The sequence below is a fragment of the Williamsia sp. Y712 genome (assembly GCF_059445525.1).
In genome coordinates this window covers 747,433-761,567 of record NZ_JCAIUN010000003.1, presented here as the reverse complement: position 1 = coordinate 761,567, position 14,135 = coordinate 747,433, and the positions used below count along the sequence as shown (strand labels likewise).

Here is a 14,135-nt window from a genome sequence, read left to right as displayed (position 1 = left end):
CGGGTCAGTGGTGGGGATGACCCGGCGGACGCAGCAGTAGATCGATCACCAACGCCGTCCATCCGGTCTGGTGGGTGGCCCCGAGGCCGGCCCCGTTGTCACCGTGGAAGTACTCGCTGAACTGCAGGTTGTCTTTCCAGGCCGGATCGCTCTGGAAGATCTCCGTCCCGCCGTCGACCGGGCGCCTGCCGTTCGCGTCCGGCAACCAGATGGCGATGAGACGTTCGGCCATCTCGTGGGCGATCTCGAAGAACGTGTGTTCGGTATCGCTGCCGGTGGGAAACGGGATCTTGGTTTCTTCCCCGAAGAACCGTCCGTATTGCACCAACGCGCGGATCGCCAGATAGTTGACCGGGAACCAGACCGGTCCACGCCAGTTCGAATTGCCGCCATACATCGCGGTCCGCGACTCCGCCGGCTCGTAGTCGATGATCGCCCCGTCCGCATTCGGTAGTTCGTAGGGCACGGAGTACGCCTTCGACAACGACCGCAGCCCATACGGTGAGAGCAATGCGTCCTCGTCGAAGACCGTGCCCAGAAGCCGGCGCAGCTGATCGGCGTCGAGCACGGAGAGCAGAACCTTGGTGTGTCCCTTCCCGTCCGACCGAATCCGCCAGGATCGACGGTTCTGCGCCTCCACATCACTGAACCGACGACGAAAACGTTTACGGAGCCGTTGGGCACGGCTGGCGTCGTCGATCGAGACCGTTGCCGCTGCCAGGGCCGGTATCACCCCGACCAGCGACTTCACCTTGATGGCCGAACAATTTCCGGCGGCGTCCGTGAGGCGGTCGTAGAAGAAGCCGTCCTCCCGGTCGTACAGTCCCGATCGGTCGAGCGCCTCGCCGATCAATGCGAACTGTTCGAGAAACTTGGTGACCATGTCCTCGTAGACCGGATCGAAGTCGGCGAGGTGCTGGGCGATGGCCAGCATCGCACTCGAGTAGTACGCCATCCAGCCGGTGCCATCGGATTGTTCCAGAGTGCTGCCCGGCGGTAGGTGGGACCGGTCAACCGGACTGATGTTGTCCAGGCCGAGGAATCCGCCGCCGAAGATGTTGTTGCCCTCGGGATCTTCCCGGTTGAGCCACCAGGTGAAGTTGAGCAACAACTTCTGGAAGACGCGTTCGAGGAACTGAACATCTTTGGCACCATCGATGATGAAGACCCGGAGCGCGGCCAACGCATGAACCGGCGGGTTCACATCGTCGAAGCTCCACTCATACGCCGGCAGTGCACCGTTGGGATGCTGGAACCATTCGCGTAGCAGTACAACCAGCTGATACTTCGCGAAAGCCGGGTCGAGGTGCGCCCAGGGAATCGCGTGGAATGCCAAGTCCCAGGCGGCAAACCAGGGGTATTCCCAGGGGTCGGGCATGGCCAGGATGTCGTTGGCGTCGAGATGACGCCACCCGGTGTTGCGGCCGGTCCGATGCCCTGGCGGCGGAGACGGCTGCGCGGAATCTCCGTCGAGCCACCGACCGACATCGTAGGAGTACATCTGCTTACTCCAGATCAGGCCGGCACTGGCCTGGGTGAGGATGCGCATGCGTTCGGTGTCGATGTCGGCGGGCGCCAGCGCGGTGTAGAACTCATCGGCTTCCCGCTGTCGATCGGCAAAAGTGTCATCGAAGAATGTGTCGGACCAATCGGCCTTACTCACAGCCGATTCGGCATCTGCGAGCCGAAGACGCAACTGGACGCTCTGCCCCGCCGGTACCGACAACCGATACCGCCACGACACCTTCGTCCCACGCTGATCCGGATTCACGGTGTCAGCGCCGGCGACAACGTGGTCGTTGATCCCGTCTTTGGGATAGGCCGTGATCGGCTCCCCGCCAAAGATCTTCGGGATATTGGTTTCGTTGTTGCAGAACAACACCTGCGGTTCGGTACCGTCGTCCGCGACCGCCGCCTGCAGCCGATAGCCACCGAGCCGATGATGTTCGAGCACCACCGCACCGTCCTGCATCGCCAGATCCGGCAGGTCACCGTTGCCGTCCGGATTCCAGGTGTTGCGAAACCAGCCGGTGGGCAATACGTCGATGGTCTGTTCGTCGGGTCCGTTGTTGGTGATGTCAATCCGCATCATCAGGTCCGTGGGACTGGCCTTGGCATAGGTGACATCGACGATCCAGAAACGGTTGTCGTCGAAGACACCGGTGTCGAGCAGTTCGTATTCGAACTCCTCCCGCCCACGCCGGGCGTTCTCGTCGATCAGATCCTGATACGGGAACGCGGCCTGCGGATAGTGGTAACGCCATTGCAGCAGTGCGTGACTCGGCAATCCCTGCAGATACCACCAGCATTCTTTGACATCTTCACCGTGGTTGCCCTGCGGTCCGGTGAGACCGAACATCCGCTCCTTGAGGATCGGGTCGGCCCCATTCCACAGCGCGAGCGCGAGGGCGAACTCGTGGCCGACGTCCGAGACGCCTGCCATGCCGTCCTCATTCCACCGATAGGCACGCGAACGGGCATGCTCATGCGGAAAATACGACCAGGCGTCGCCGTTGTCGCTGTAGTCCTCCCGGACCGTGCCCCAAGCTCTCTCCGAGAGATACGGACCCCACTCGTACCACGGGTTCGCCTCGTGCAAGCCGTCTTCGAGCCGACCTGTCGCCTCTGCGAGTCGATCGTGTTCACGCGTACCGCCGGGCGGCTGACGATGCTCCATCACGAACGCTCCTCGGTCACAGGTTCGGCAGGTTCGATCCGAAAAAGGTGCCACAGCCACGGGTCGAGCTCGACGAACAATCCCGCACTCAGGTCGTCACCGCTGCGCAGATACTCGATGTCCCGGGTGTTGTCGACCAGCCGGAACTGACTGCCGCTCAGATCCTCCCAGCCGGTAGCGACCTTGCCGGAGGCCGGCTTGTCGCCGATGTTGACCACCACGAGCCATCGACTCCGGCCACTGCGGGTCCACGCCAACAGATCCCCGAAGGAATCATTGCCCTCCCACCCGGTCACGGCGCACGGCACCAGATCACCGGTGCGCCAGACGTTCTCGCGCAACGACCTGAGCAAGGCGTGATAGGACTCGGCCAAATCCTTGTTCGGCTCCACGACCGGACCTCGTCCGAGTTGCACCGGCAACCGCGTGGCCGCCCCGGAGAGTTGACCGTCGTAGATCAGCTTGGCGCCGAGCGCAGTGAATGTCGCAACAGCCGCCGCCTTTTCTTCGTCCGCACCAAAGGTTGCCGCGGCGCGCGGTTCGTCATGATTCTCCAGGAATCGGAGTAGCCCGCGCTGATAGCCGGCGTCGGAGAGGAGGTGTTGCCGAACAGCTTCGGCGCCTGTGTGTCCGGCGAAAGCGTCGTAGAGACGCTTGTCGTAACAGTAGTCGAATCCCTGTTCCTGAAGCTGTGATTCGAGGTCCCAGTAGGCCTCCGCGATGAACGTGAAGTCCGGGTGGACCCCGCGCACCGCGGCGATCGTCGTCGTCCAGTATTCGTCGCCAGGCGGGTCACCCGCACGCTCACCCCAGGTTCGGGTCACCACATCGTGAAGCGGCAGCATCGCCATGTCGCAGCGGACCCCATCGCACTGCTCGGCGATCGATATCAGGGTCGAAACGATCTGAGCCCGCAGTTCCGGAGAGAAAGTGTTGAGTTGCAACACATCACGCCAGGCCGGAAAGTACGGATCCCGCCCGTTCGCGAAAATCGTTCCACTGACCTCCACGAACGACTCCGGGTCCTCACGCAGGTCGTCATCGGTGCCGGTGATGAAATAGTCGGGATTGCTGTGGGCCCAGGGATGATCGGATGCGACGTGATTCGGGACGAAGTCGAGAATCAGGGACAGGCCCCGCCGGGCCAGCGCGCGCCGGGCGACGGCCAGACCTTCCGGTCCGCCCAGGCGGTCATCAACCCGATAGTCACGGATGCAGTAGGCGGATCCGACTACGTCATCGGCGGTGAAGTCCGGGAGGACATCCTCGAAGGACTGCATGAGCGCTGCGTCCGCCAGTGCGATCGACCGGCCGGCCGGGCTGCGCTGCCACACCCCCATCAGCCACACCGCATCGAAGCCCAGATCGGCGATCGTGTCCCACACGTGGTCGGGAACGCCGGCCAGGTCGGTGCCGAGATCCTCCAGCCACGGCCACGTATTGATCTCGTAGATGAACGGCTGTGCGATCACGGTGCCAACCTATCCGCAGCGACGAGGCATCGTGCCGGGGTTCGATCGAAATTCAGGTGCAGTACGTGCTGCAGACAAGAGAAAACCCTGCACGGTTCACGTGCAGGGTTTTCATTAGAACGCTTGGGTAACGGGTTAGCCGACACCCAGCAAGTCGATCACGAAAATCAAGGTCTTGCCCGACAACCGGTGTCCGGCACCTTCGGGGCCGTACGCCAGCAGCGGCGGGACGATGAGCTGACGGCGTCCGCCGACCTTCATGCCCGGAATGCCTTCTTGCCAGCCCGGGATCAACCGGTCGAGCGGGAAGTTCGCGGACTGACCGCGGTTCCAGGATGAGTCGAACTCTTCGCCCGTCTCGTATTCGACACCGACATAGTGCACGTCGACAACGCCACCGGCGACAGCCTCCGGGCCGTCTCCGATCACCAGGTCGGTGGTCACCAGTTCGGCGGGTGCGGGGCCTTGCGGCATTTCAATCTCAGGTTTACTCATGGCTCAGCGCTGATCCATCTTCAAGTAGTCACGTTCGGTGTATCCGGTGTAGATCTGCCGCGGACGGCCGATCTTTCCGGTCGGGTCGGCGTTCATCTCACGCCAGTGTGCGATCCATCCGGGCAAGCGACCCAGAGCGAACAGCACGGTGAACATCCGGGTCGGGAACCCCATCGCACGGTAAATCAAGCCCGTGTAGAAGTCCACGTTCGGGTACAGCTTGCGGGAGATGAAGTAGTCGTCCGAGAGGGCGACCTCTTCCAGACCCTTCGCGATGTCGAGCAGGTCGTCGTTGACGCCGAGGAGCTGCAGGATCTGGTCCGCGGTCTCTTTGACGATCGCCGCACGCGGGTCGTAGTTCTTGTAGACGCGGTGCCCGAAGCCCATGAGCTTGACGCCGTCTTCTTTGTTCTTGACCTTGTTCATGAACGCCTTGGTGTCGCCACCGGACGCCTTGATCTCGTCGAGCATCTCCAGGACCGCCTGGTTGGCGCCACCGTGGAGCGGGCCCCACAGCGCGTTGATGCCGCCCGAGATCGACGTGAACAGGTTGGCCTGCGACGACCCGACCAGACGCACGGTCGACGTCGAACAGTTCTGTTCGTGATCGGCATGCAGGATGAAGAGCATGTCGAGGGCTTTGACGATGTCCGGGTTGACCACGTAGGGCTCGGCGGGCAGGCCGAAGGTCATCCGCAGGAAGTTCTCGACCAGGCTCAGCGAGTTGTCCGGGTACAGGAACGGCTGGCCGACCGACTTCTTGTAGGCATAGGCCGCGATGGTCGGCAGCTTGGCCAGCAGACGAACGGTCGAGAGCTCGACCTGCTCGGGATCCTTCGGGTCCAGCGAATCCTGGTAGTACGCGCTCAAGGCGTTGACGGCGCTCGACAGGACGGGCATCGGGTGCGCGTTGCGCGGGAAGCCGTCGAAGAAGCGCTTGAGGTCTTCGTGCAGCAGGGTGTGCCGGCTGATCTTGTTGGTGAAACCGTCGAGCTCGGTCGGCGTCGGGAGCTCACCGTTGATCAGCAGGTAGCTGACCTCCAGGAAACTCGAACCCTTTGCGAGCTGCTCGATCGGATATCCCCGGTAACGCAGGATTCCGGCATCGCCATCGATATAGGTGATCGCGGACTTTGTCGAAGCGGTGTTGACAAACCCGCCGTCGAAGGTGGTGAGCCCGGTGTCGGAAAGGAACTTGCCCAACCCGACCCCGTCACTGCCTTCGGTGGCCTTGACGATAGGAAGCTTGATCTCGCCGCCCGGATAGCTGAACGTGGCGTTTGCCTCCGCTGCGGCTCCATTGGCGGACACTGTTTCGGCGGACACTGGGTCTTCCCCTTTTCGACGGGCTGACCGGTCTTGTGGACCGGATACAGATGTTTTGAATCCAGAGTCGTCGAACCGGTCGAACCGGCCGTGCAACCCGTTAATAACTTAGTCGGTTTACAGCTCGCCCGCCCATGGAGGGTCCGCCCCAGACCGTGAGATGGTCACCGAGGCTGCTTTCGCGGCAAACTCCAGCGCCTCTGACCAGTCATTACGGCTCATCCTACGCATCAGCGCCGGGTCGAGCATGCGCCGGACCCCCAGTCGGTGGAGCACCGCACCGCAAATCGTGTCGCCCGCTCCGATCGTGTCGATGACGGCGACCGGCGGGGCCTTCACGTCGACGGTGAAATCGGTCGTCATGGCGGTCAGTCCGTCGCCGCCGCGGGTGATCAGCACCGCGCCAACGCCGGCCTGCAGCCACTGCTCCGGGCCGGTTCCGGCCGGACCGCGGGCCAACCAGGCCGCATCGTCGTCGGAGACCTTCACGATGTCGAGGTCGGGCAGCCAACTGGCGAAACGGCGGCGATAGCCGTCCGGGTCGTCGATGACACCGGACCGGATATTGGGGTCGAGGAGTGTCAGCCGTCCCTCCGCATGGCTGCGACGCAACAGTTGTTCGTAGACGCTCGCACCCGGCTCCAGCACCATCGACAGGGTCCCGAAGGCCAGTGCGCCGACGGTTCGGGGCAGTGGACCCGGATCGGTCACCAGCCGATCGGCGGTGCCCTCGAGGTAGAAGGAATACTGCGCCGATCCGTCGGCGCCGACGCTCGCCAGCGCCAGCGTTGTCGGTTCCGGGCCGCGTTGCAGCAGCGACAGGTTCACCCCCGCGCCGCGCAATGCCTCCGTCAGCGCCTGCCCGTATCCGTCGGTCGACAATCGCGAACACAGCGACACCGCCGAACCCAGGCGCCCGAGTGTGATGGCCACGTTGAACGGACCACCGCCGAGCGCCGGTGTCAGTGGATCGAGCGGATCGCCGCCTGCCGGAACAAGATCAACCAACCCCTCACCGCATACGACGATCTCTCTCACGCCTGCTCCACTCCCCGATGTCGACCCGGCGCCTGATATCTCAGGCCCCAGCGTCCGGTCCAGACCTGCCCCGGTTCCAGAACGATGAGGTCGATTCCCGACGCCAGCGTATTGGGGGGTGCGGTCATCGGTTCGATCGCGACGGCGCGCCCGCGTCCGGGATAGGCCTGATCGTGCGAGGGATCGGCGGTGAACGCCTGAACCCAGCCGAAATTGAGGTCCGTCCACAACTCTGTTGCGCCGGTCGGACCGATCAGCCGGTGCGTGATGATGCCCTCGTCGGCGACCATTGCGGTGAACGGGGTGTCCAGCCATTGCCCGGCAAGCGGTCGCGGGGTTCGGTAGTCGTAGTCGGTACCGGCGACATCGACCGGATCTCCGCTCGGGAGCTGCCGCTCCGGGTCGAGCGGCTGGTGCTGCTGAGCTGCGAGTTGCAGCGAACAGTCATCGGCCGGGTCGTCCCCCACTCGGACAAACGTGTGCTGCCCCAAGGCATATGGAGCGGACTCGGCGCCGTTGTTGGTGGCGGTGTGGGTGACGGTCAATCCGTCGGCGCCGACGACATAGTCGGCGGTCAGCTGAAGGTCGTACGGCCATCCCGGATGCTGCCCCACCGAAACACCCAGCTTCACCGATGACGCGGTCTGGTCGAGGACGTTCCAGTCCACCATGCGGACGAAGCCGTGGTTTGCGTTGTTGCGGCCGGCCTCGGTGATCGGCAGGTGATGGGTCGTCCCGTCAAAGGTGTACGTACCGTCACCGGTCCGGTTGGGCCACGGAGAGAGGACCAAACCGGCGGACATCGGCGGTTTGACCCCCGGTTCGATCTCCCAGGTCTCGGTGAGGAGCCGATCACCACAACGCACCGCGCGCAGTCCGGCACCCGCTGTTGCGATCTCGGCGCTGTATCCGTTCGATTCAATGCTGTATCCACCCACGCCTGAAGTCTGCCATCACCGCCACCGCCAGTCTCGATTTCACCGGGCGCCCAAAGGGGCCGTTGCTGCTTTACTCGGTGTGAAACGAAGGAACGAAGGGTCGAGAGATGAGCGGCAGGAAGGTGCGGCGGCCAGATGCGTGAACTACCCGCCGGGCGCGATGCCATGTTGCTCGACTTCAGCGGTGAGCCGCACCCGTCGATCGCGACACTCAAGGCGCATTCGGTCCTGAAAGCCGCGATGTCCTCAGGGCTGCTGCCCGGCGTCCTCGATGTGATCCCGGCTGCCGAGACCGTCCTGGTGCAGGCCGAGCCCGGAGCAGGCCTGGACGAACTATCGATCCGGCGCGCGCTGCGTCATGTCGACTTCGCCGAAGGCTCCACCGACCCCACAGAGGACGTCGAACCGATCGCGATTCCGGTGCGCTACAACGGCATCGATCTGGGTGAGGCAGCCGAGCGGTCCGAACTGTCGGTCGCCGACGTCATCGCCGCACACTCCCGGACCCTGTGGCGAGTCCAATTCATGGGATTCGCACCCGGATTCGGTTATCTGGTGCCACAACACAATTCGACCGCAATGGCCCTGACATCCCTGCCCCGACGGGAGCAGTCCCGACCGCGCGTCCCGTCCGGTTCGGTTGCGGTCGCGGCCGGTTACAGCGCCGTCTATCCACGCGAGAGTCCCGGCGGGTGGTGGCTTCTCGGTAGCACAGATATCACGTTGTGGGACACCAACTCCGAACGTCCGGCACTACTGAGCCCGGGCGCAGTGGTCCGGTTCACCGATGTGGGCGTGGGCTCATGACCGACCTCGTGGTGGTCGCGCCGGGACCACTGACCACAGTCCAGGATCTGGGTCGCGCAGGCCACGGCGACCTCGGCGTCCCGCTGTCCGGTGCTGCCGACCGACGGGCACTCAAGCTGGCAAACCGGCTGGTGGGCAACACCGCAGGCGCGGCCGGCCTCGAGGTGACCCTGGGCGGCTTGCGGCTTTCAGCCCGACGTCAACTTCTGATCGCGCTGACCGGGGCACCCGCCGACGCCCAGATCGACGGCGTCGACCGTGGACACCACAACGCGACAGTGCTTCTCGCAGGCGCGGAGTTGTTCGTGCCGGCCCCTCGCAGTGGCCTGCGGACGTACGTGGCGGTACGAGGCGGCATCGACGTCGAACCGGTGCTGGGGTCGAGGTCGACCGATCTGTTGTCGGGTTTGGGCCCGGCCCCGCTACGCGCCGGCGACGAACTCGCCGTCGGAGACCTGGCAGGGCCCTGGCCGTCGGCAACCGAAGCACCGTGGGATGTGCTCGACCCCCACCGGCCCGTGCCGCTGTACGCATCTGCAGGCCCACGGCTCACCCACTTGGAAGACCCGGCCGGCCTCTACACCGGCATCTGGACGGTCAACGCCAACTCCGACCGTGTCGGTGTACGTCTCGACGGGAATCAGGAGTTGCGATTGCGCGGCGACGCCGGCGAACTGCGGTCGGAACCGGTCGCGCTCGGCTCGGTGCAGATACCGCCTGGTGGACAACCGGTCATCTTCCTGGCCGATCACCCCACCACCGGCGGCTACCCGGTGGTCGCAGTCCTGGTGGCGGAATCGATCGACGCTGCAGCGCAGCTGGTACCGGGCAGACAGGTTCGGTTCGTCGCGGATTAGCGCCCATCACATCGGTTTTCGCGGTCTGGATCTCTCCTGACGTGAGAGTGCGTGTTCAATTAGCACATCTAATAACCTTGCTCAAAATCCGGCGCGGGCCTTTTGCTCACCGTGAATCTTTGTCTTTCCCAACCTTCAAGGCCAGGATTACCGTTCCCCCATGCCTTGCACCACGACAGCGCGGACGGAGACATCATGACCGTAGATGCGCCACCCGTCTCACCGACCCGGAAGGTCGCAACAACGCGCCTCACACCCGAAGGTGGATCGAAGCGCAGGCGCAAGGTTCCGCGCTGGGCGATCAAGACGCTGAGCCCCGTCGCCATCGTGGTGTTGTGGCAGATCCTCGGAGACACCGGCGTTCTGGACGAGGACACACTGGCCACCCCGTGGCAGGTGTTCCAGACCGCGCGTGACATGTGGGAAGACGGAAGCCTGCAGGACGCAGTGACCACATCACTGCAACGCGTCCTGTTCGGCCTGGCCATCGGTTTGGCCGTCGCCACCGTGCTGGCAACCATCGCCGGCCTGTTCCGCCTCGGCGAAGACATCATCGATGCGCCCATCCAGATGCTCCGGACTGTTCCGGTCATCGGACTCATCCCACTGCTGATCGTCTGGTTCGGCATCGGCGAAGAGCCCAAGATCCTGCTCATCGCACTCGCAGTGACCTTCCCGCTGTACCTGAACATCTACGCCGGTATCCGCGGTGTCGACTCCAACCTCATCGAGGCCGCCCGAACCCTCGGCCTGAGCTGGTTCGGTCAGGTGCGCAACGTCGTGTTGCCCGCGGCCCTGCCCAATGCACTGACCGGCCTTCGCTACTCGCTCGGATCGGCCTGGTTGGCGCTGGTGTTCGGCGAGACCATCAACGCCACCGCGGGCATCGGCTACGAGATGAACACGGCCCGCGAGTTCTTCCGCACCGACGCCATCATCGTCTGTCTGGTGCTCTACGCACTCTTGGGCCTGGTGGCCGACTTCATCGTTCGATTCCTCGAAAGGACCCTCCTGTCATGGCGACCGGCGTTCAGCGGAGCGTGACCCCGGACCGGACCGACGACCTACCGGTCACGGTCCGCGGGTTGACCCGAACATTCGGTGACAAGGACGTCATCGACAACCTCGATCTCGACATCGAGCCCGGTCAGTTCGTTGCCCTCCTCGGTGCCAGCGGCTGCGGAAAGAGCACACTGCTGCGTATTCTCGCCGGACTCGACGCCGATATCTCCGGCGATGTGACCGTGGCGCAAGCGCGGGCAGTTGCGTTCCAGGCTCCACGGTTGATGCCGTGGAAGAAGGTCTGGCGCAACATCATTCTCGGTCTCAAAGGCGCGAACAAGGCGACCGCACTCGCCGCACTCGACGAGGTCGGACTGAGCCACCGGGCAACGGTGTGGCCGAAGGTTCTCTCCGGTGGCGAAGCACAGCGTGCCTCACTGGCCCGGGCCCTGGTCCGCTCGCCTGATCTGCTGCTGCTCGACGAACCCTTCTCGGCGCTCGACGCCCTGACCCGGCTGAAGATGCAGGATCTCGTCGAACAACTGTGGCGCAAACACGATTGCGCGATCCTGCTGGTCACCCACGATGTCGAAGAAGCCCTGATCCTGGCCGATCGGGTACTGGTGATGAAAGACGGTCAGATCGCCCACGACCTGACCCTCGACACCGCACGCCCCCGCGACATCGCCGCACCCGACCTCGCCGCGCTTCGCATCCAGCTCCTCGGCTGGCTGGGCGTTCACACAACCCTATTCGGCACAGATGACCCCGGTGCCAACACACTCCGCGCCAACACACCCGACACCAACAAACAGGGAGCCAACTCGTGAGCAACGACGCCGACGTCGAGATCATCGGCATGATCGGAACTCAACACGTCTCGGAGATCCACGCGCCGACGACAGATGCCGTCGATCCGGGCTTTGTCGCCCGGTTCGCCAAAGTCCACGAAGAAGCCGGATTCGATCGTGTACTCATCGGGCACAGTTCGAGCACTCCCGACGGCCTGCAGGTGGCCGCATACGCTGCGGCACACACCGAGCGGCTCAAGTTCCTGATCGCACATCGTCCCGGCTTTGTCGCGCCCACGGTCGCGGCTCGAGCCCTGGCCACCCTCGACCAGTTCAGCGGTGGGCGCACCTCCGTGCACATCATCTCGGGTGGCAGTGACGCCGATCAGCAACGCGACGGCGACTTCCTCTCCAAGACAGAGCGTTACGCACGCAGCGCCGAATTCATCGAGCTGCTCAAACTGGTCTGGACCAGCACCGAATCGTTCGACTACAGCGGAGATCACTACCAGGTCAACGATGTTCGTTCGGAAGTCTTCCCCGTCCAAACGCCCCGGATCCCGATCTATTTCGGCGGGTCGTCGGCCGATGCCTACCGGGTCGGCGGAACCCACGCCGACGTCTTCGCCCTGTGGGGCGAACCGCTGGCGCAGACCAAAGAACAGATCGACTCGGTCCGCGAAGCCGCGGCAACGGCAGGCCGCACCGACGACATCAAGTTCAGCGTCTCCTTCCGTCCGATCATCGGGCGCACAGAAGAAGAGGCCTGGGCGCGCGCCCACCGCATCCTCGAGACCATCAAATCCACGAACGGTCACTCCTTCACCGGCGCCCGCTACGACAAGAACGCCACCACCAACGTCGGTTCGCAACGCCTGCTCGAGGCAGCCGCTGCCGGCGAGCGCCACGATCGCGCCCTGTGGACGGCCACGGCGGCGGCTTCCGGCGCGAAGGGCAACTCCACCGCCTTGGTCGGCACGCCCGAAACCGTTGCGGCCGCACTACTCGACTACGTGGACATCGGTGTGCACGCACTGCTGATCCGCGGTTACGACCCCTACGACGACGTGATCGAGTGGGGCAAAGAACTGATCCCACTGGTACGCCGCGGTGTTGCCGCGCGCCAGGAATCGGCATTGGCAGGAGCACATTGAGCAACAACGACCCCCTCGTCTACGAGCCCACCGCCGCGGTCCGCGGCACCGTTGTGGTGCTGCACGGCCGGGGTGAGCATCCGGGCGTGTACGAACGCTTCAGCACGCGGATCGCTTTCGACGGCTACCGGGTGGTGGTACCGCCCGTCACCGATGCGCTGGATGTGGCAGCGCTGTTCGCCCCGTACACCGAAGGTGGGCGCATCCTCGTCGGCCACGACAACGGCGCAGCCCTCGCATGGAACCTTGCTGATTCGCTGAGTGCGGACGCCGTGGTGATCAGCGGCGCAGGCCCCGAATCCCAGTCCGCGCCAACACCTTCCGATCACACCGAAGAGCTCGATCTGCGCTCGGCCTGCCCCGTGCACCGGGCCCGGCTCGATTCCGATGAGGCTTTCGGTTGGGGCCACCTGGGCGCCACCCCGGTCGCATACAACACCGACGGACCGTCGGCACCGGTGCTGTTCGTCCATGGCGAAAATGACCTCGTCGCAGACGTGGCTCGTGCCGCGTCGCTGGCAACCCAGTCGGATTCGTACCGCATCTCGGTATTCGAAGACGGTCGTCACGACGTCCTCAACGACAAGATGCATCGCAGTGTCGCCGCCACGATCATGTTGTTCCTCGAGGACGTCTGCAAGGGCATCCGGACCACGGCTGCGGCTGCCGCGGAGGCGCCGCTGAGATCGAGACGAACTGCGCCGGTCCATATTTCGGCCCGCCTGAACTACACCCTCAAGGCCCTGGCCACGCTGGCGTCCGATGATGACGGACCCGTCAAATGCGAAACCCTCGCCCGCACCTGGGATCTGCCGCTGAACTCCTTGGTCAACATCATGGGCCAACTGCGACGCGCCGGAATCGTGACCAGTCAGCGCGGCTGTGACGGCGGTTATCAGCTGGCACGTCCGGCCACAGAGATCTCGGTCGCCGAGGTGGTCCGGGCGATCGAAGGGGCGGTGGTGACTCAAAGCGTCGCCGACACGGGGCAGGTTGTCTGGTCGACCCTCGAGACCCACGTCACCGATCTTCTCCAACAGTGGAACCTGGGCCAACTGCCCGGAGTACAAGCACCAAAGGAAGCAATTCATTCATGAGTACGCACGACGGTTTTCATCCGGATCTCCACACCACGAGCAGCGACTACGGGAAGCAATCGTTGCGTGCCCGCCTGCACCATGTGAAGGCCTCGGACGTCAACGACAACACGACGCAAACCGAAGGCATGCAGCGCTTTGCCGCGATCAGTGGCACCACGGTCGGCTCCGAGAAGATCTGGATGGGCGAAACCCACGTCGCTCCCGACACGGCGTCGGACAATCACCACCACGGTGAATCCGAGACCGCCATCTTCATCCGGAGTGGCAACCCCGAGTTCGTCTTCCACGATGGCGTCGAAGAAGTCCGGATCGCAACGACCGCAGGCGACTACATCTTCGTCCCGCCGTTCGTACCCCATCGCGAAGAGAATCCTGACCCGAAGAACCCCGCAGTGGTGGTGATCGCCCGGAGCACCCAGGAGGCGATCGTCGTCAACCTGCCCGGCTTGTACCCCCTCGAAGACGAGAAGTGAAGGCA

13 protein-coding genes are annotated in these 14,135 nt (G+C 64.0%); 7 read left to right on the top strand and 6 right to left on the bottom strand.

Annotated elements, in window-relative coordinates:
• Window positions 1-4: 4 nt before the first annotated feature.
• From AC1D75_RS22790 to AC1D75_RS22765, 6 genes are all read right to left on the bottom strand, one after another.
• The gene (locus AC1D75_RS22790) at window positions 5-2,677 is read right to left on the bottom strand and encodes an MGH1-like glycoside hydrolase domain-containing protein (protein ID WP_495517689.1); all 2,673 of its coding nucleotides are present in this window, start codon (window positions 2,675-2,677) and stop codon (window positions 5-7) included.
• Window positions 2,677-4,149 (bottom strand): alpha-amylase family glycosyl hydrolase, encoded by a 1,473-nt coding sequence (locus tag AC1D75_RS22785; protein ID WP_495517584.1) that lies wholly within the window; start codon window positions 4,147-4,149, stop codon window positions 2,677-2,679. The genes AC1D75_RS22790 and AC1D75_RS22785 overlap by 1 nt, the downstream gene beginning before the upstream one ends.
• A 135-nt stretch (window positions 4,150-4,284) precedes the next feature.
• Entirely contained in the window at window positions 4,285-4,644 is a 360-nt protein-coding gene (locus AC1D75_RS22780) for an FKBP-type peptidyl-prolyl cis-trans isomerase (protein WP_495517583.1), read from the bottom strand.
• Window positions 4,645-4,647: 3 nt separating this feature from the next.
• On the bottom strand, window positions 4,648-5,970 hold the full coding sequence (locus AC1D75_RS22775) for a citrate synthase (protein ID WP_495517582.1): 1,323 nt from the start codon (window positions 5,968-5,970) through the stop codon (window positions 4,648-4,650).
• Between the two features lie 117 nt (window positions 5,971-6,087).
• Window positions 6,088-7,008: a carbohydrate kinase family protein gene (locus AC1D75_RS22770; protein WP_495517581.1), complete on the bottom strand. Its 921-nt coding sequence runs from the start codon at window positions 7,006-7,008 to the stop codon at window positions 6,088-6,090.
• Complete coding sequence (locus AC1D75_RS22765; protein ID WP_495517580.1) at window positions 7,005-7,946, bottom strand: aldose 1-epimerase family protein; 942 nt, start codon at window positions 7,944-7,946, stop codon at window positions 7,005-7,007. The genes AC1D75_RS22770 and AC1D75_RS22765 overlap by 4 nt, the downstream gene beginning before the upstream one ends.
• Window positions 7,947-8,081: 135 nt before the next feature.
• Between AC1D75_RS22765 and AC1D75_RS22760 the strand changes: the two genes are divergently transcribed.
• The 7 genes from AC1D75_RS22760 to AC1D75_RS22730 all read left to right on the top strand — a co-directional run bounded on the left by AC1D75_RS22760 (window position 8,082) and on the right by AC1D75_RS22730 (window position 14,130).
• Window positions 8,082-8,753 carry a 5-oxoprolinase subunit B family protein gene (locus AC1D75_RS22760; protein WP_495517579.1) on the top strand — a complete coding sequence of 224 codons (672 nt, stop codon included), beginning with the start codon at window positions 8,082-8,084 and terminating at the stop codon, window positions 8,751-8,753.
• A complete protein-coding gene (locus tag AC1D75_RS22755; protein WP_495517578.1) occupies window positions 8,750-9,610 on the top strand; it encodes a 5-oxoprolinase subunit C family protein in 861 nt (286 codons plus the stop codon). The genes AC1D75_RS22760 and AC1D75_RS22755 overlap by 4 nt, the downstream gene beginning before the upstream one ends.
• A 195-nt stretch (window positions 9,611-9,805) precedes the next feature.
• Window positions 9,806-10,654 carry an ABC transporter permease gene (locus AC1D75_RS22750; protein WP_495517577.1) on the top strand — a complete coding sequence of 283 codons (849 nt, stop codon included), beginning with the start codon at window positions 9,806-9,808 and terminating at the stop codon, window positions 10,652-10,654.
• Window positions 10,627-11,442, top strand: a complete 816-nt coding sequence (locus AC1D75_RS22745) for an ABC transporter ATP-binding protein (protein ID WP_495517576.1) — start codon at window positions 10,627-10,629, stop codon at window positions 11,440-11,442. Before AC1D75_RS22750 ends, AC1D75_RS22745 begins: the two co-directional genes overlap by 28 nt.
• The gene (locus tag AC1D75_RS22740; protein ID WP_495517575.1) at window positions 11,439-12,557 is read left to right on the top strand and encodes an LLM class flavin-dependent oxidoreductase; all 1,119 of its coding nucleotides are present in this window, start codon (window positions 11,439-11,441) and stop codon (window positions 12,555-12,557) included. The genes AC1D75_RS22745 and AC1D75_RS22740 overlap by 4 nt, the downstream gene beginning before the upstream one ends.
• The gene (locus AC1D75_RS22735; RefSeq protein ID WP_495517574.1) at window positions 12,554-13,654 is read left to right on the top strand and encodes an Rrf2 family transcriptional regulator; all 1,101 of its coding nucleotides are present in this window, start codon (window positions 12,554-12,556) and stop codon (window positions 13,652-13,654) included. The genes AC1D75_RS22740 and AC1D75_RS22735 overlap by 4 nt, the downstream gene beginning before the upstream one ends.
• Window positions 13,651-14,130, top strand: coding sequence for a cupin domain-containing protein (locus tag AC1D75_RS22730; RefSeq protein WP_482140115.1), 480 nt, complete (start codon window positions 13,651-13,653; stop codon window positions 14,128-14,130). The genes AC1D75_RS22735 and AC1D75_RS22730 overlap by 4 nt, the downstream gene beginning before the upstream one ends.
• Window positions 14,131-14,135: the final 5 nt, after the last annotated feature.